15 protein-coding genes are annotated in these 15,935 nt (G+C 64.0%); 4 read left to right on the forward strand and 11 right to left on the reverse strand.

The window, feature by feature from the left end; all coding sequences use genetic code 11:
* Positions 1-2: 2 nt before the first annotated feature.
* The 10 genes from CCC_RS10725 to CCC_RS10770 all read right to left on the reverse strand — a co-directional run bounded on the left by CCC_RS10725 (position 3) and on the right by CCC_RS10770 (position 9,934).
* Positions 3-1,166, reverse strand: a complete 1,164-nt coding sequence (locus CCC_RS10725; RefSeq protein WP_009867798.1) for a 1-deoxy-D-xylulose-5-phosphate reductoisomerase — start codon at positions 1,164-1,166, stop codon at positions 3-5.
* Positions 1,167-1,176: 10 nt separating this feature from the next.
* The gene (locus tag CCC_RS10730) at positions 1,177-1,965 is read right to left on the reverse strand and encodes a phosphatidate cytidylyltransferase (RefSeq protein ID WP_009867796.1); all 789 of its coding nucleotides are present in this window, start codon (positions 1,963-1,965) and stop codon (positions 1,177-1,179) included.
* Between the two features lie 6 nt (positions 1,966-1,971).
* Complete coding sequence (locus CCC_RS10735; protein WP_009867794.1) at positions 1,972-2,703, reverse strand: isoprenyl transferase; 732 nt, start codon at positions 2,701-2,703, stop codon at positions 1,972-1,974.
* 18 nt (positions 2,704-2,721) lie between these two features.
* Positions 2,722-3,294 (reverse strand): ribosome recycling factor, encoded by a 573-nt coding sequence (frr, locus tag CCC_RS10740; RefSeq protein WP_041041231.1) that lies wholly within the window; start codon positions 3,292-3,294, stop codon positions 2,722-2,724.
* A 22-nt stretch (positions 3,295-3,316) separates the two neighbouring features.
* Complete coding sequence (pyrH, locus tag CCC_RS10745; RefSeq protein WP_041041456.1) at positions 3,317-4,039, reverse strand: UMP kinase; 723 nt, start codon at positions 4,037-4,039, stop codon at positions 3,317-3,319.
* 153 nt (positions 4,040-4,192) lie between these two features.
* On the reverse strand, positions 4,193-5,119 hold the full coding sequence (tsf, locus tag CCC_RS10750) for a translation elongation factor Ts (RefSeq protein ID WP_009867790.1): 927 nt from the start codon (positions 5,117-5,119) through the stop codon (positions 4,193-4,195).
* Between the two features lie 89 nt (positions 5,120-5,208).
* Positions 5,209-6,009, reverse strand: a complete 801-nt coding sequence (gene rpsB / locus CCC_RS10755; RefSeq protein ID WP_009867788.1) for a 30S ribosomal protein S2 — start codon at positions 6,007-6,009, stop codon at positions 5,209-5,211.
* 156 nt (positions 6,010-6,165) lie between these two features.
* On the reverse strand, positions 6,166-7,008 hold the full coding sequence (mepA, locus tag CCC_RS10760) for a penicillin-insensitive murein endopeptidase (protein WP_009867786.1): 843 nt from the start codon (positions 7,006-7,008) through the stop codon (positions 6,166-6,168).
* Positions 7,008-8,180, reverse strand: a complete 1,173-nt coding sequence (locus CCC_RS10765; RefSeq protein ID WP_041041458.1) for an HD-GYP domain-containing protein — start codon at positions 8,178-8,180, stop codon at positions 7,008-7,010. The genes mepA and CCC_RS10765 overlap by 1 nt, the downstream gene beginning before the upstream one ends.
* A gap of 119 nt (positions 8,181-8,299) precedes the next feature.
* On the reverse strand, positions 8,300-9,934 hold the full coding sequence (locus CCC_RS10770; RefSeq protein WP_041041234.1) for an acyl-CoA synthetase: 1,635 nt from the start codon (positions 9,932-9,934) through the stop codon (positions 8,300-8,302).
* Positions 9,935-10,136: 202 nt separating this feature from the next.
* Between CCC_RS10770 and CCC_RS10775 the strand changes: the two genes are divergently transcribed.
* The 4 genes from CCC_RS10775 to CCC_RS10790 are packed head-to-tail and all read left to right on the forward strand — an operon-like array spanning position 10,137 to position 15,100.
* Positions 10,137-11,354 carry a GGDEF domain-containing protein gene (locus tag CCC_RS10775; protein ID WP_052473104.1) on the forward strand — a complete coding sequence of 406 codons (1,218 nt, stop codon included), beginning with the start codon at positions 10,137-10,139 and terminating at the stop codon, positions 11,352-11,354.
* A 38-nt stretch (positions 11,355-11,392) separates the two neighbouring features.
* Entirely contained in the window at positions 11,393-12,298 is a 906-nt protein-coding gene (gene mamU, locus CCC_RS10780; RefSeq protein ID WP_009867529.1) for a lipid kinase MamU, read from the forward strand.
* A complete protein-coding gene (locus CCC_RS10785) occupies positions 12,295-13,092 on the forward strand; it encodes a metallophosphoesterase family protein (protein ID WP_041041236.1) in 798 nt (265 codons plus the stop codon). Before mamU ends, CCC_RS10785 begins: the two co-directional genes overlap by 4 nt.
* A gap of 31 nt (positions 13,093-13,123) precedes the next feature.
* A complete protein-coding gene (locus CCC_RS10790) occupies positions 13,124-15,100 on the forward strand; it encodes an O-linked N-acetylglucosamine transferase, SPINDLY family protein (protein WP_041041238.1) in 1,977 nt (658 codons plus the stop codon).
* Here CCC_RS10790 and CCC_RS10795 read toward each other — a convergent pair.
* Positions 15,097-15,918: a class I SAM-dependent methyltransferase gene (locus CCC_RS10795; protein ID WP_009867640.1), complete on the reverse strand. Its 822-nt coding sequence runs from the start codon at positions 15,916-15,918 to the stop codon at positions 15,097-15,099. The two genes, CCC_RS10790 and CCC_RS10795, sit on opposite strands and share 4 nt — an antisense overlap.
* Positions 15,919-15,935 lie beyond the last annotated feature (17 nt).

Raw genomic sequence — 15,935 nt, forward strand, 5'->3', positions numbered from 1 at the left:
TGTCAGCGGCCACCATCGATGAGGGCAGATGCAAAACGGCGCGCCTCGGCATCTTGGGCCAAAACGTCGTCAATGCTGGTCAGTTCGCAATGGGTCACGCCAGCCACGGTACGCTCGACGATGGAGGCGATGTCGAGGAAGCCGATGCGCCGCCCCAGGAAGGCGGCCACCGACACTTCGTTGGCGGCGTTCATCACGGCGGCGGCCGAACCGCCCGCCCGTAAAGCCTCGCGCGCCAGACGCAAAGAGGGGAACCGCACAGGATCGGGGGCCTCGAAGGTCAGGGTGGCGATGGTGGCCAGATCAAGCCTGGGCACCGGCGCCTCGATACGGTTGGGCCAGCCCAGGGCATAGGCGATGGGGGTGCGCATGTCGGGCGAGCCCAACTGAGCCAGAACCGAGCCGTCCACATAGGCCACCAACGAATGAATGACCGACTGGGGATGGACGACGATGTCGATCTTGTCCTCGGGCATGTCGAACAGGTGATGGGCTTCGATCAGTTCCAGGCCCTTGTTGAACATGGAGGCGGAATCCACCGAGATCTTGGCGCCCATGGACCAGTTGGGATGGGCCACCGCCTGTTCGGGCGTCACATCGGCCATGAATTCGCGGGTCTTAGTGCGGAACGGACCGCCCGAGGCGGTCAGGATGATCTTTTCGATCCGGTCGTGCTGGTCGGCTTCGAACACCTGGAAGATGGCGGAATGCTCGGAATCCACGGGCAGAAGGGTGGCGCCGTGCTTTTCCACCTCGGCCATCATCAGCTGACCGGCGCAGACCAGACACTCCTTATTGGCCAGGCCGACCACCGCGCCACGGCGCACCGCCGCCAGGGTGGGCGCCAGACCGGCGGCGCCGACGATGGCTGCCATCACCCAGTCGGCGGGCATCCGGGCGGCGGCAACCACGGCCTCAGGCCCGGCGGCAGCTTCGATGCCGGTTCCGGCCAGAGCCTCCTTCAGAGCGCCATAAGCCCCCTCATCGGCGACCACGGCGAGCTTAGCCCTCAGGGTCTTGGCCTGCTGGGCCAGGATGTCCACGCGTGAATTGGCCACCAGAGCCTCGACACGATAGAGCTCGGGGTTTCTCTCGACCAGATCCACCGTGTTGCAACCGATGGACCCCGTCGAGCCCAGAATGGTGACACCCTTGCGCCCGCTCATGCTTCTTCCTTCATTGCCAGTCCAGGACCGTCTTGCCGGTCGCCAGAGAGAACGCCGCCACGGCAAGGGCGGTGGTCAGCAGGCCATCGACGCGGTCAAGCACACCGCCATGGCCCGGAATGATATTGCTTGAGTCCTTGACGTTGCAACGCCGCTTGATCCAGGACTCGAACAGATCGCCGATCTGGGCGACCACGGCAACCGCGGCACTGATCACGGCCAGCGACGTATTTTCCGATGCACCTGCCCAGAATGCCATCCCCACGCCGGTCAATGCCGCACAAAGCATGCCGCCGATAAGTCCCGCCCAGGTTTTTTTCGGACTGACGGACGGCAGCAGCTTAGGCCCTCCGATCATCCGGCCAAAGGCATAGGCTCCGATATCCGTCGCCCATACCACCAGCAAAATCCACGCGATGATCTCGGCGCCGAATTGAGGATGGGCGCGAATCCACACCAAAGCCACCGAGGGCAGTCCGGCATAAAAGACCCCAAAGCCAGCCCAACCCCGCCCCGACCGGTCGTTGCCCGCCAGTCCGCCCGAAGTCAGCGCGGCCAGCAGCACCATGGCCAATCCGATATCGGGCCGCGCCACGGTCAGCAGCGAGGCCAGAGCGCACCCCAAAGAGGCAACCCTCCCCGACAGGGCGAAGCCGCCATTCAGCATGCGGTGCCATTCCCAGCACATCAAGGCCGCGGCAAGGGCGATCAGAACCGCGAAGGCATAGCCACCGGCCCAGGCGGCAAGCAGGGCGGGCGGAGCCATGACGAGAGCGGACAGGGCGCGGGTTTTCAGCACGCGCGGCTACCTGGCCGTTCCGAAACGGCGGTCGCGGCCGTGAAAATCACGAATGGCGGACTCCAACTCGCTGCGCCCGAAATCGGGCCACAAGGTATCCATGAACACCAATTCGGCGTAGGCCCCCTGCCACAGCAGGAAATTGCTGATCCGCTGCTCGCCGCTGGTACGGATGATCATGTCGGGATCGGGAATGCCCGCCGTGGACAGACGGGCGTTGATGGCATCCTCGTCCACGTCTTCGGCGGCAACTTTTCCGTCGGCAACATCCTGGGCCAAGACCCTGGCCGCCGCGACGATCTCCTGGCGTCCGCCGTAAGACAGGGCCAGCAGCAGAGTCAGCGCGGTATTGCCAGCGGTCTTGGCCTCAGAATCCTCGATCAGGCGGATGATATCGGCCCCCAGACGGGTCCGGTCGCCGATCACCTTGAGGCGGATGCCGTTCTTGTGGAGGCTGTTGACCTCATTGCGAAGATAAAGACGCAACAGTCCCATGAGATCGGTGATCTCACCGGCCGGACGCTTCCAGTTCTCCGAGGAAAAGGCGTAGAGAGTGAGGTAGGAAACACCCATCTCACGCGCCGCCTCGACCGTGCGGCGGACCGCCTCGGCGCCCCGCTTGTGACCAGCGGTGCGCGGCAGGCCACGCGCCTTGGCCCAGCGCCCGTTACCATCCATGATGATGGCGACATGCGCTGGTGGCGGCGGCTGATCAGCGTTGGAAAGCATGGGCTCCATTTTCGGGTCCTCGCCGCCTCAAACCTGCATGATTTCCTTTTCCTTATGACCCAGAACCTCGTCGATCTTCTTAATCGTGTCGTCGGTTACGGTTTGGACCTCTTTTTCGTGCTTCTTGATTTCGTCTTCGGAGATGTGGCCGTCCTTCTCCATCTTCTTCAAGGAGTCCATGCCGTCGCGGCGCACATTGCGCACCGAGATGCGGGCCTGCTCGGCATATTTGCCCGCCACCTTCTGCAGCTCCTTGCGGCGCTCCTCGTTCAACGCCGGAATCGGCACGCGGATCATCTGGCCGTCGGCCTGGGGATTGAGGCCGAGACCGGCATTGGCGATGGCCTTTTCCACGGCCTTGACCTGGGACTTGTCCCACACCTGCACGGTCAGCATGCGCGGCTCGGGCACGCCCACGGTGCCGCACTGGCTGAGAGGCATGGTCTGGCCATAGGCCTCGACCACCACCGGGTCCAGCAAGTTGACGGAGGCGCGGCCCGAACGCAGGCCCGAAAATTCCTTCTTCAGCACCTCGACGGCACTGTCCATGCGCCGGGTGACATCCTTCTTGAGGTCATTCCAGTTAGTCGGAGCGGACACGATCGACTCCCCTTGAGGCTTATTAATCGTTGCTGATGATGGTGAACAGGCCGCGTCCCGCGACCGTTTCGGCGAAGGCGCCAGGCCGGTGCAGGTCGAATACCACGATAGGAACCTTGTTCTCGCGGCACAAAGCGATGGCGGAAGTATCCATCACACCCAAGTCACGGGCCAGAACCTCGTTGAAGGTCAAACGGTCATAGCGGACCGCGTCCTTGTCCTTCTTGGGGTCGGCGGTATAGACGCCATCCACCTGGGTGGCCTTCAAGAGAGCGTCACAGCCCATCTCGACGGCGCGCAGGGCGGCGGCGGTATCGGTGGTGAAGAACGGATTGCCGGTACCTGCGGCAAAAATCACCACCCTGCCCTTTTCCAGATGACGGATGGCGCGGCGGCGGATGAAAGCCTCGCACACGGTGGGCATGACGATGGCCGACTGGACGCGGGTTTCGACACCGGCCTTTTCCAGGGCATTTTGCACCGACAGCGCGTTGATGACGGTGGCCAGCATGCCCATGTTGTCGGCCGCCGCCCGTTCCATGCCTGTGGAAGCCCCGGACACGCCGCGGAAGATGTTGCCGCCGCCGATGACCACGCAGACTTCGACGCCGAGGTCGCGGACGGACTTCACCTCGCGGGCGATGCGGTCGACGGTCTCGGGATCAAGACCGTACTCCCGCTTTCCCATCAGGCCTTCGCCCGAAATCTTGAGGAGAACGCGGCGGAATTTGGCGTCGCTGGCCATGGAATCCTCGGGCTGAAAAGTCTTGCCAAAATACTTGGCGCGGGCGGCGGCGATCATACACCATTCCACCAGCCTGTCTCCCCCCCTAATGGGGAGAAAAAAGGCCGCCCGCCCCCTGATGAGGGGAGCGGACGGCCCGAACGACCCGTCCGATCAGCCGCCCAGCTGGGCAGCCACTTCGGCGGCGAAGTCCTTCTCTTCCTTCTCGATGCCCTCGCCCAGCGCGAAGCGGGCGAAACCGGCCAGCTTGACCGGCGCGCCGATCTCCTTGCCCAGATTCTCGAGCACCTTGGAGATCTTGTTCTCCTGGTCGATGACGAAGATCTGCTCGGACAGGCAGACTTCCTCGTAGTACTTGCGGATGCGGCCTTCCACCATCTTCTCGATGACGGCGGCGGGCTTGCCCGAAGCCTGGGCCTGCTCGGTCAGCACGTTGCGCTCGCGGTCGAGCGCGCTGGTATCGACCACCGACGGGTCCAGGAACAGCGGATTGGCGGCCGCCACATGCATGGCGATCTGCTTGCCCACTTCGTTCAGGCGATCGACATTGCCGGTGGACTCGAGAGCCACCAGACAGCCGATCTTGCCCAGGCCGGGAGCAATGGCGGTGTGCACATAGGAGGCGACCACACCGGCCGACACTTCCAGGCGAACGGCGCGGCGCAGCGACATGTTCTCGCCGATGGTGGCGATCAGATGGGTCAGCTGGTCGGCGACGTTCTTGTCGGTGCCGGGGCAAGCGGCGGCCTTGATGGCCTCCACATCGGCGCCCTTGGCCAGTGCCACGGCGGCGACGGAGGCGACGAAGCCCTGGAACTGATCATTGCGGGCAACGAAATCGGTCTCGGCATTGACTTCGACGGCCACGCCCTTAGGTCCAGCGGCGGCAATGCCGACCAGACCCTCGGCGGCGACGCGGCCAGCCTTCTTGGCGGCGGCGGCAAGACCCTTCTTGCGCAGCCAGTCGATGGCGGCTTCAACGTCGCCAGCAGTCTCGCCCAGCGCCTTCTTGCAGTCCATCATGCCAGCGCCAGTCTTCTCGCGCAGCTCCTTGACCAGCGAAGCGGTAATCTCGGCCATGGGTATTCCCTCTCGACGAATGATTGGTTGGTTCTCAAGCGAATGGCGGCGACATCGGGTCGCCGCCATCGCAACAGTCTCTCCGAAGCCTAGGCCTGCGGAGCGGCGGCTTCCTCGGCGGCCGCCTCGGCGACCACTTCCGGAATCTGCTCGACCGGAGCCTCGGCCGAAGCGCCGACGTCGCCGCCGCCACGGGTGATCTCGGCCTGGATGCCGTCCAGAACGGCGCCCGACATCAGATCGCAATAGGTCTGGATGGCGCGGATGGCGTCGTCATTGCCGGGGATCGGATAGGTGATGCCAGCCGGATCGCAGTTGGAGTCGATGATCGCCACCACCGGAATGCCCAGCTTGTTGGCTTCCTGAACAGCCAGGGCTTCCTTGTTGGTGTCGATGATGAACAGGATATCGGGCAGGCCGCCCATATCCTTGATGCCGCCGAGCGCGCGGTCCAGCTTCTCCTTCTCGCGCGACAGGACCAGCTGCTCCTTCTTGGTCAGACCAGCCAGGGCGCCGGAAGCCAGCTGCTCGTCCAGCTCGCGCAGGCGGCGGATGGAGTTGGAGATGGTCTTCCAGTTGGTCAGCATGCCGCCGAGCCAGCGATGGTTCACGAAGTACTGGCCGCAACGCTTGGCGGATTCGGCTACCACTTCGGAGGCCTGGTGCTTGGTGCCGACGAACAGAACGCGGCCACCGCCAGCGGTCACGTCGCGCACGGCCTGCATGGCGCGGTGCAGCATGGGCACGCTCTGCTGCAGGTCGATGATGTGGATGCCGTTGCGGATGCCGAAGAGGTACGAGGCCATCTTCGGGTTCCAGCGGCGGGTGTTGTGACCGAAATGCACACCGGCTTCGACGAGCTGGCGCATGGTGAACGTGGGCAGAGCCATTGGATAAGTCCTTTGCTTCTCCGGTTGAACCTCCGCGGGTGTGGCCGGGATATCTCCCGGCACCGGAGCGAACGAGCGACAAAGACATGCCGCCGCCGCGATCCCGCGTGCGGATTGGTGGCGGGGTTCTACGCCCTTCCCCTCACCTTTGCAAGCCTAACCTTTGCGGGCCAACCCGGCACAGGCGTCCGGCAGCGGGCGGGACTGGATATGGGGTCGGGACGGAGGCGCGGGCCAAGTGGGCTTGGCCGACCAGGAGTCCAGTTCCTCGCCGCAGCCGTCACCCTCGGGCATGGGTTTTTGCCGCTCGCAATCGGGGCTGTCGGCGGGACAGGACAGTCTGACGTGGAAATGCTCGTCATGGCCCCACCAGGGCCGCAATTTGCGCAGCCAATCGCGGTCGCCATTGGCGGAAGTGGCGCGACAGACGGCCTTCTTGATGGCAGGGTTGACGAAGATACGGTCCACCTGGGGCGCCCGGGCCGCCAGTTCCAACAGACGGGCCTGGGCCGGAGTCCAGGACTCCTCGTCGATCTCCGTACCGTTGACCATGGTGATCGGCTTGGGAGTCTCGATTTCGGCGCGGCTGAGCGGCTTGGCGGGCAGACGGAACCAGATATCGACATCAAGGCCGTTCTGGTGGCTGCCATGGCCGACGGGCATGGGGCCGCCCCGGGGCTGCGCCATGTCGCCGATCAGCAATGGTCCGGTGATCCCCTCACCCTTGGCGGCGCGGGCCAGGTCCTGAACAAATCGGATGGTGGCCGGATGGCCCCAATGACGGTTGCGTGACGGCCGCAGCACCTGAAACGAATGCTCGTCCTCAGCCAGGGATACGGCGCCTTTGAGGCAACCGGCGGCGGGAGAGCCGATCACCGAGGCCTGCCCCGAAGCCGGTCCGCCCACCCGCGACCAATCCGACTGGCCAGATTCAGCCCCCATGGCCGCACTGCCCAAGAGCAGGGCGGAAAGCATCACAAGGCGGGCCGGGAACAGCATCAATCGTAAACCGTCTCGTCGAACTGGCTCTGAATATCGGCGATCAGATCGGCGCTGTCGATCAGGGCAGTGACGCAAAGCGAGTCGAATTTCGCGCCCGTCTGAGTTCGCAAAAGGTCGATGGCCGCCTGATTGGTCCAGGCGCCCTTGTAGGGCCGCACCGAGGTCAGTGCGTCGAAGACGTCGGCCACCGCCGCGATGCGCGCCTCCAGGGGGATCTCCCCCCCGGCCAAGCCGTGGGGATAGCCGCTGCCATCGATGGCCTCGTGGTGATAGGCCACCACATTGCGCAGCATGTCGAAATGCGGCAGGGATTGCCGCCCGATATCGCCGACCATCATGTCGACGATCTCCACGCCGCGGGCCACATGGCCCTTCATGACGTCGTATTCCTCGGTGGTGAGGCGGGCGGGCTTGAGCAAAATATGGTCGGGCACAGAAATCTTGCCCAGATCGTGCAACGGCGCGAACTGGAACAGATATTCAACATATTCGTCCGACAGCCCCAGTTGCGGCGCCAGACGCGAGGCGATGATCCTGGAATAGCGGGCCATGCGGGCAAGATGGGCGCCGGTTTCCTCGTCGCGCACCGTGGAGACCTGGCGGATCACCTTCACCGCCGCATGCATCATCCTGACGGTATCCAATTCGCGCATGATGATCTGGGCGATCAATTCCGCGTAAGGGCGCAGGCGGTGTATCACCGTCGGCGAGAAGAAATTCACCGCGAAGGAATTGAGGAACAGAAAGCCGTAAAAGACACCCTTGGAATGGATGGGAACGGTGTAACTGGATCTGTAGCCTGCGGCGAAGAGACGGATGGCATGGTCCTGGCCGCTGGACGCCACCTCTTCCAGATCGTTGATGATCCGCCGCGCTCCGGTCCAGGCCAGCCGGGACAGCCCCGGAACCTCGGTCAGTTTCGCCGTGGAATGATCCAGGGGACTATCGCCGTCGCTGGAATGGATGAAGGTCTTGAGAACGTCCGAGGTTTCATCGTAAAGCGCGATGGCGATACGGCTGAGACCACCGAGCGCAACGTCGCCCTTGATCTCGTCGTGAAGACAGATCAGGCGTTCCGCCAGCCCGCGATGCACCGCCTCCGTGGGTTTCACCCCACCGACATCCAGATTCATCACGCGTGTCTGCTCGCCGGAAATTTTCGTACTCATGGAGGGCAGACTATATCCGGGCACGGTCTGACCAGTCAAACCGCCGATGGTGATAAATTGTTTCCGATCCAGTGAATTGGCGAGCGGCAATAAGGTCAATCCACCGCTCGCCCCTTCAATCAATCATTGAGTTTCTTGGCCATTTCCCGCAGGACGTATTTCTGAACTTTTCCGGTGGATGTCTTGGGCAAGGAAGTGAAGACCACGGTGCGCGGGCATTTGTAATGGGCCAGACGCTGGCGGCAGAAGGCCATGATCTCCTCGGCCGTTGCCGCTCCTCCCTCTTTCAGGCCGATGAAGGCGCAAGGGGTTTCGCCCCATTTCTCGTCGGGACGGGCCACCACGGCCGCCTCGCCCACTGCCGGATGTTGATAGAGAACGCCTTCGACCTCGATGGTCGAGATATTCTCGCCACCCGAGATAATGATGTCCTTGGAGCGGTCCTTCAGTTCGATGTAGTCGTCGCCGTGCCAAACCCCCAGATCGCCGGTATGAAACCAGCCACCCGAAAAAGCTTCGTCGGTTGCGGCGGGATTCTTGAGATATCCCTTCATCACCACATTGCCGCGATAGAACACCTCGCCCATGGTGACGCCGTCTTTGGGCACCGGGACCAGAGTGAGGGGATCGGCGACCATCATCGCCTCCTCGTTGACGTAGCGCACGCCCTGGCGCGACTTCAACCGGGCCCGCTCCTCGGTGGGCAGCGCATCCCATTCCTCGTGCCAGGCGCACACTGTGGCCGGGCCGTAGACTTCGGTCAGACCGTAGACATGGGTGATCTTGAACCCCTGGGATTCCAGCCTTTCGATCACCGCGGCGGGCGGCGGCGCGGCGGCGGTCATGAACTCCACCGGGTGGGGCAGCGGACGGCGGTCCTTTTCCGGGGCGTTGATCAACATGCCCATGACGATGGGCGCCCCGCACATATGGGTGACCTTGTGCTTCTCGATGGCGGCGAACATATGCCCACCATCCACACGGCGCAGGCAGACATTGGTTCCGGCCAAGGCCGCCAGGGTCCAGGGAAAACACCAGCCGTTGCAATGGAACATGGGCAGGGTCCACAGATAGACCGGATGCCCCGTCATCCCCCAGTTGACGACGTTGCCCAGGGCGTTGATATAGGCGCCGCGATGGTGATAGACCACGCCCTTGGGATTACCGGTGGTGCCCGAGGTGTAGTTCAGCGCGATGGCGTCCCACTCATCGGCAGGCCAGACCCAGGCGTAATCGGGATCGCCGCCGGCGATGAAGGCTTCGTATTCCATCTCGCCCAGCATCTCGCCCGTGGTGACGGCGGCATCGTCGATGTCGATGACCAGGGGCTTCTTGTCCAGGAGCGACAGCGCCTTCTTGATGGTGGGCGCGAATTCGCGGTCGGTCAGCAGAACCTTGGCCTCTCCATGGCTCAGCATGAAGGCGATGGCCTCGGCATCGAGACGGATGTTGAGCGCGCACAGCACACCGCCGGTCATGGGCACGCCGAACGCCGCCTCGTAGGCGGCCGGAGTATTGGCCGCCATGACCGCCACGGTGTCGCCCACCCCCACTCCCCGCGCCGCCAGGGCCGAGCCCAAACGCCGGGCGCGGTCATAGGTCTCTTTCCAGGTAAAGCGAAGATCTCCGTGTATGACGGAAACGCGGTTCGGATAAACGGAAGCGGAACGCTCGAGAAAGCCCAACGGCGTCAATGGCACGTAATTGGCCGGGTTCTTGTCGAGATGCGTATTGTAAGGATTGGTTGCGGACATCTGCGTCTCCCGTTCATCATCCGGATTCGGCCTTTACGGCTCGGTTTCTTCCGGAAGAATGCGGCTTGAAACCGTGCTTTTCAACCGTGATATGTCATGCTTGACCATTGTCAAGTTACGGTTTTTCCAATACCCTCCGCCCCGTTCCGAAGTGCCGGGGCAGGTCAAGAGCAGGAGTTGGGCTGTGGACGGATCTGGGCAGATGCAATCCGACCTGATCGACGGCAATTCTGAAAGCCCCAAGGGCTGGCGATCCTTCGCCTCCCATCTGTTCGCCCCCATCAAGATCACCTGGGGCCAGTTCTTTGATCTTTTGGTGCCCCTCCGCCATTCGGCGCATATCCGCCGTCACGCGGCCTCGGTGATCATTTCGCGCATTCAGCTGGTCGCCGCCATTTTCGCGGTGATGGTGCCCATGTGGTCCATTATCGACTGGTTCGTCTTTCCCTGGCCGCAATGGGCGTTGATGACGGTCCTGCGCCTGGGCTCCGGGGTGGTGTTCCTGTTGCTGGCGTGGCCCTGGGACATCGCCAAGTCCCGGCTTCAGGCCGATTCCATGCTGATGATCCTGCTGCTGGTGCCGCCGGTCTTCTACCTGCTTTCCATCCTGGTGACCGAGGAACTGCACGTCACCGGCGTGGCCCTGCTGGTCACCAAGCTTTATGCCCTGATGCCTAATATCGTGCTGGCCGGTCTGGCGATCTTTCCGCTGACCGCCTTCGAGGTGGCCCTGTTCTCGGCCCCGGCTTTCGCCTTCGCGGTGATCGGGCTGTTCATGGGGGGCCAGACCCTCAGCGTGGACGTTCACGGCCCCATGTTCTGGCTGATGGTGCTGGTGATGGGCGTGGCCATGTTCTCGGGCATGAGCCAGCTTCACTACATCACCGCCCTGGTCAACCGGGCCATGATCGACCCCCTGACCGGCGCCTATACGCGGCGTTCCGGCGGCGAGGCCCTGGACCTTCAGTTCCGGCTGTCGGCCATGCGCAACACCTCCCTGGCCATCGCCTTCTTCGATCTGGACAAGTTCAAGTCCATCAATGACAGCTTCGGCCACGAGGAAGGCGACAAGGCCCTGAAGGCCCTGGCCGAGAATCTGCGGCAGGGGCTGCGGCGCGGCGACGTCCTGGTCCGCTGGGGTGGCGAGGAATTCGTGGCCATTTTGGCCGAAACCAATACCGAGGGCGCCCGCATCCTGATGGAGCGCTTGCGCACCACCGGTTTCGGCCTGCGTCCCGACGGTGCGCCCATGACCGCGTCCATCGGCGTCGCCGAACGGATGACCGATGGCGCCAATGACTGGCCCGCCCTGATCGAACTGGCCGACCAGCGCATGTACGAAGCCAAGCGCGGCGGCCGCGACCGGGTCGTCATGCCCGGCGGCGAGACCCTGGTCTTCGGGGACAAGCCCATTTTCTAAAGCTTGACACCGCTCCTCGGGCGGAGTGCTGTCGTTTCATGAGACTGGCCCTTCTCATCAACCGGTCCGCCGGAACCTTCCGCCGTCTGCCGCTGGATGCCACGGTAGACTCCATCGTGGCTGCCTTGGCCGCGGCCGGGCATGAGGTCAGTAGCGAAATCGTCGGACGGCGGGAACTGGCCCGCGCCCTGTCGGCCATGGCCCATGACAATAGCCTGGATGCCGTGGTCGTTGGCGGCGGCGACGGTACCATCCTGACTGCCATCGTGGCGGGCCTGGGCCGAGACAAGCCTTTGGGAATCCTGCCGCTGGGCACGCTCAATCTCTTCGCCCGCGATCTCGGCCTGCCCCAGGACCCGGTGGAGGCGGCCCGCATCTTAGGCGGCGCGATCCCCCGCGACATCGATCTGGCCGAGGTCAACGGCCTGCCCTTCGCCATCTGGGCCTCCATGGGGATGCATCCCTGGGTGGTGCGCCGCAGGGATCACATGCAGCGCGGCGGCATGGGCAAGGGCCGCGCCATGGCTTTGGCCGCGCTCAGGGCTTTCCGCCGCTTCCCGTTGATCGATGTGACGCTGAACCTGCCCGAGGGCAATATCACCGTCTCGACCCCCATGCTGTTCATCACCAACAATCCATGGCGCGAAGAGCCTCTGCCCCTGTCGCGCGAGACATTGGACACCGGCCAGTTGGTGATTCACGTTGCCGCCTGTTCGGGCCGCCTGTCCTTGCTGTGGCTGTTCTTCGAGGCGTTGCTGGGCCATTGGCGGGCCAGTCCCCGCATCAGAACCTACACCACGGGGGAAGTGCGCGTGACCAGCCGCAAGCGGCGCATGATGGTCTCGTTGGATGGCGAAGTCACGGTGATGGGCGCGCCGTTGGTGTTCCGCGCCCGGCCCAAGGCTCTGCGCGTTCTGATGCCCGTGCCGGAGGGTGCGGCATGAGGATTGTGGCGCATCTGTCGGATCTGCATTTTGGCCGCACCGATTCCAAGGTGGTTGACGCCCTGCTTCGTGACCTGCAGCACCAACGCCCCGATCTGGTGATCGTCTCGGGCGATCTGACCCAGCGGGCCCGCTCGCACCAGTTCGCCGAGGCCAGGAGCTTTCTCTCCCACTGTCCCGCCCCCGCCCTGGTGGTGCCGGGCAACCACGACCTGGAACCCCTCTACCGCCCCTTGAGGCGCATTTTCCGACCCCGTGCCAAGTTCCATATGCACCTGCCCGGCCACGAGCCTTTCCCCGCCTGGGTGGACGAGTCCCTGGTGGCCGTGGGTCTGGACAGCACACGGTCGTTGCGCTGGAAGTCTGGCGCGTTGAAAGGCGCTCATCTCGACCACCTGGAAACCACCCTGGACGGCGCCCCTCCCGAGGCGACCCGGCTGGTCTTCCTGCATCACCCGCCTTCCACCACCTCGGGCGGCCATCCCTATGAAGTGCTCCTTGATCACGGGATCGATGCCGTGCTCACCGGCCATGTCCACCACGCCCGCGTCGAACTGATCAACGGAGCCAACGGCCATTCCCTGGTTCTGGTCCAGGCCACCACCGCCTGCTCCACCCGTTTGCGCGAGGATGCCAACGGCTATTGCCTGCTGAGCTTCGACGCCGACCACATGGAGGTGGCCATCCGGGGCTGGAGCGGCGAGGTTTTCCATACCATCCGCCATCACTGGTTCGAAAAGAGGGGCGGAACCTGGCGCACCGTTCCTCGCCCTCACCATGTCTTTCCGGCTTGATACGTCCCCGTTTTGAGGGCATGGAGAGGTCATGAACATCGATCAAGACATGGCCAAGGCGATCAAGCTGGCTCAGGCGGGCAAGCTGAAACCCGCCATCGCCATCCTGGACGGTCTGGTCAAGGCCGCGCCCTCGGCCATTCCGGTTCGCTATAATCTGGCGCTGTTTCTGCTGATGGCGGGTCGCCATGCCGAGGCATTGCCTCATCTCGACCGTATCCTGGCCGCCCAGCCGGGCCACGCACCCTCGCTGTTTAGCAAGGCCAAGGGCTTGCTGGCGCTGGACCGTGCCCCCGAGGCCCTGCCTATTCTGGAGCGTCTGGCCGTCGGCAATGACCCGGAAAGCCTCTTGGCGCTCGGCAATGCGCTGCGCCAGCTTCAGCGCATGGACGAGGCGGCCCAGGCCTTCCGCCGCCTGACCAAAGTGGCCCCCGCCTTCCCCGGCGGTCACATGAATCTCTGCATCTTGCTGGTGTCGTCCAACAATAACGAAGCGGCCTTGAATGCCCTGGACGAGGCCGTGCGCCTTCATCCCAAACTGTCCGAATTGCACGCCATGCGGGGCCAGATGCTGCTACGTCTCGGCCATCACGGCGAGGCTATCGCGGCGCTAAAGGCGGCATTGGAGATCAATCCCGCCCTGGCTCCCGCCAAGGGCCGCCTGCTGCGCGCCTATCGCGAGACCGCCGATTGGGATTCGGAAGACAGGCTGTTTACCGAGATTCGCGCCGCCATCGCCACGGGCGAGGCCAAGGGGCAATTGCCGCTGACCATTCAGGACGCCCTGTTCTACCCCTTCACCGGCGAGGAGATGCGCCGCATCGCCGGGTTGGAAGTCGCTTTCCGCGTTCCCGGCCAACCCAGGCCGGTGCTTCGCCCCCAGCCCAAGGCCACGCCGCCCCTGGTGGTGGGTTATCTCTCGCCCGATTACCGTGAACACGCCACCATGCATCTGGCGGGCGACATCTTCGCCGCCCATGACCGCAGCCGCGTGCGGCCCCTGGCCTATTCCGTTGGCCCGGATGATGGATCTGGCTGGCGGGAAAGGGTGGAGCGCCATTGCGAGGCCTTCGTCGATCTGTCCTCTTCAAGCGACCGGGCGGCCGCCGAGCGCATCGCCGCCGACGGGGTTCAAATCCTGGTGGATATGTCGGTGTTCACCCGTCACGCCCGTCCCGGCATCGCCGCGCTTCGCCCCGCCCCCGTCCAGACCGTCTGGCTGGGCCTTGCCGCAAGTTCCGCTTGCCCCTGGATGGATTACGCCATTGTCGATTCGGTGCTGGTGCCACCCGCCCATGGCGGCCATTTTACCGAGAAGCTGATCCGCCTGCCCGACACCTATCAGGCCAATCTTGCTTGGACTCCCCCCGGAGAAAGGCCGTCGCGCGAAGCGCTGGGCCTGCCCGAGGACCGGCTGGTCCTGTGTTCCTTCAATGGCCACCGCAAGCTGGACCGCGCCAGCTTTGCCCTCTGGCTGGAGATCTTGGCCGATCTGCCCCAGGCGGTTCTGTGGCAGCTTTCTCCGCCGGACATGGCCAAGAGGCGCCTGGAAGACGCCGCAGCAAAGGCCGGAATCGACCCCGCCCGGCTGATCTGGGCGCCGTCCCTGCCGAGGGCCGAGCATCTGGCCCGCCTGCCCGCCGCCGATCTGTTCGTCGATGCCCTGGTCTGCGGCGCCCATACCACCGCGGCCGACAGCCTGCGCATGGGAGTGCCGCTCGTCACCGTGGCGGGAGAGCGGTTGGGTTCGCGGGTCGCGGCTTCGATTCTGAATGCAGTGGGACTGCCGGAACTGGCCGTGCAAAGCGCCGCCGCCATGAGGGATCTGGTGGTCGCATTGGGCCGCAATCCCTCGCGTCTGGCGGATCTGCGCACCCGGCTGACGGAGCTTTTGCCCGCCTCGGCCGCCTTCGACCCCGCCCGCTTTGCCCGCCATCTGGAAGCCGGTTACGAAGCCGCCTGGGCGCGTCATGCCGCGGGAAAAAAGCCGGAAGATATAACGCTCTAACGCCGTTTCTTAATATTCAGCCAGAAAGACGTGCTGGGGGCCGGAAAGGCATTGGTGCCGATGGCCTGCCACAACGGCGCCAGTTTCGGCGACAAGTGCGGGTCCTGGACCACGGCATAATTGGGAAAGACCGGTTCCAGCCATTTGGCCTCGCCCAGCAGCAGGGCACTGAGCAGATACTGCTCGTTATACATCAGCCCCTCCGCCGCGGGCGGATAGTCGTAGGGGAGATAGACGTCGTGGACATGGACGATCACGCCGGGCGGCAGTTCCGGCAGAACCTCCAGGAACAAGGTGGTGACGTCCGAGTTCTCCAGGCTGCGATGAGACGAATCGATGAACAGAATGTCTCCGGATTTCAGCCGCGAGAACACCGACGGATCGACGAATTCGGCGGGTGCGCGGATGACCTCGTCGCACAAGGCGTCCACTTCGGCGCGTGGCTCGGGATCGATGGAGACGATCTTGGTCCGCAAGCGCTTGGCCGTGATGGCGTGGCGAGCAAATTTGGTGGAATTGCCCGAACCGATCTCGATCAGCAGACGCGGATCGTGGCGCACCAGCATGCCGGTCAGCATGATGGCATCCATGGCGCTGAACCACGGATTCATCCAGCGGGGTTCGGGCGAGTCCTCGGGCGCTTCCTGGGCGATGGCGGCGAAGTGATCGGCTAGTCCCAGCACCTGATCGATACGGCGGATATACTCCGCCTTGCCACGCCCGATGATCTCGGTCAGGCGCGGATGGGTGGGACGGCCAAAGCCCCAGCGCGGCTGACAGGTGTAGCCGTAATTGCCGATCTTGATCTTGGCGGTCAATCCCGCACCCCTTCCCC

The sequence above is a fragment of the Paramagnetospirillum magnetotacticum MS-1 genome (assembly GCF_000829825.1).
GTDB lineage: Bacteria > Pseudomonadota > Alphaproteobacteria > Rhodospirillales > Magnetospirillaceae > Phaeospirillum > Phaeospirillum magnetotacticum.

Coding starts and splice junctions, on each gene's coding strand:
- mepA (WP_009867786.1), bottom strand. CDS start 7,008: ATGCTGTTCCCGGCCCGCCTTGTGATGCTTTCCGCCCTGCTCTTGGGC.
- CCC_RS10785 (WP_041041236.1), top strand. CDS start 12,295: ATGAGGATTGTGGCGCATCTGTCGGATCTGCATTTTGGCCGCACCGAT.
- CCC_RS10775 (WP_052473104.1), top strand. CDS start 10,137: ATGCAATCCGACCTGATCGACGGCAATTCTGAAAGCCCCAAGGGCTGG.
- rpsB (WP_009867788.1), bottom strand. CDS start 6,009: ATGGCTCTGCCCACGTTCACCATGCGCCAGCTCGTCGAAGCCGGTGTG.
- tsf (WP_009867790.1), bottom strand. CDS start 5,119: ATGGCCGAGATTACCGCTTCGCTGGTCAAGGAGCTGCGCGAGAAGACT.
- CCC_RS10765 (WP_041041458.1), bottom strand. CDS start 8,180: ATGAGTACGAAAATTTCCGGCGAGCAGACACGCGTGATGAATCTGGAT.
- CCC_RS10725 (WP_009867798.1), bottom strand. CDS start 1,166: ATGAGCGGGCGCAAGGGTGTCACCATTCTGGGCTCGACGGGGTCCATC.
- CCC_RS10735 (WP_009867794.1), bottom strand. CDS start 2,703: ATGGAGCCCATGCTTTCCAACGCTGATCAGCCGCCGCCACCAGCGCAT.
- CCC_RS10770 (WP_041041234.1), bottom strand. CDS start 9,934: ATGTCCGCAACCAATCCTTACAATACGCATCTCGACAAGAACCCGGCC.
- mamU (WP_009867529.1), top strand. CDS start 11,393: ATGAGACTGGCCCTTCTCATCAACCGGTCCGCCGGAACCTTCCGCCGT.
- CCC_RS10790 (WP_041041238.1), top strand. CDS start 13,124: ATGAACATCGATCAAGACATGGCCAAGGCGATCAAGCTGGCTCAGGCG.
- pyrH (WP_041041456.1), bottom strand. CDS start 4,039: ATGGCCAGCGACGCCAAATTCCGCCGCGTTCTCCTCAAGATTTCGGGC.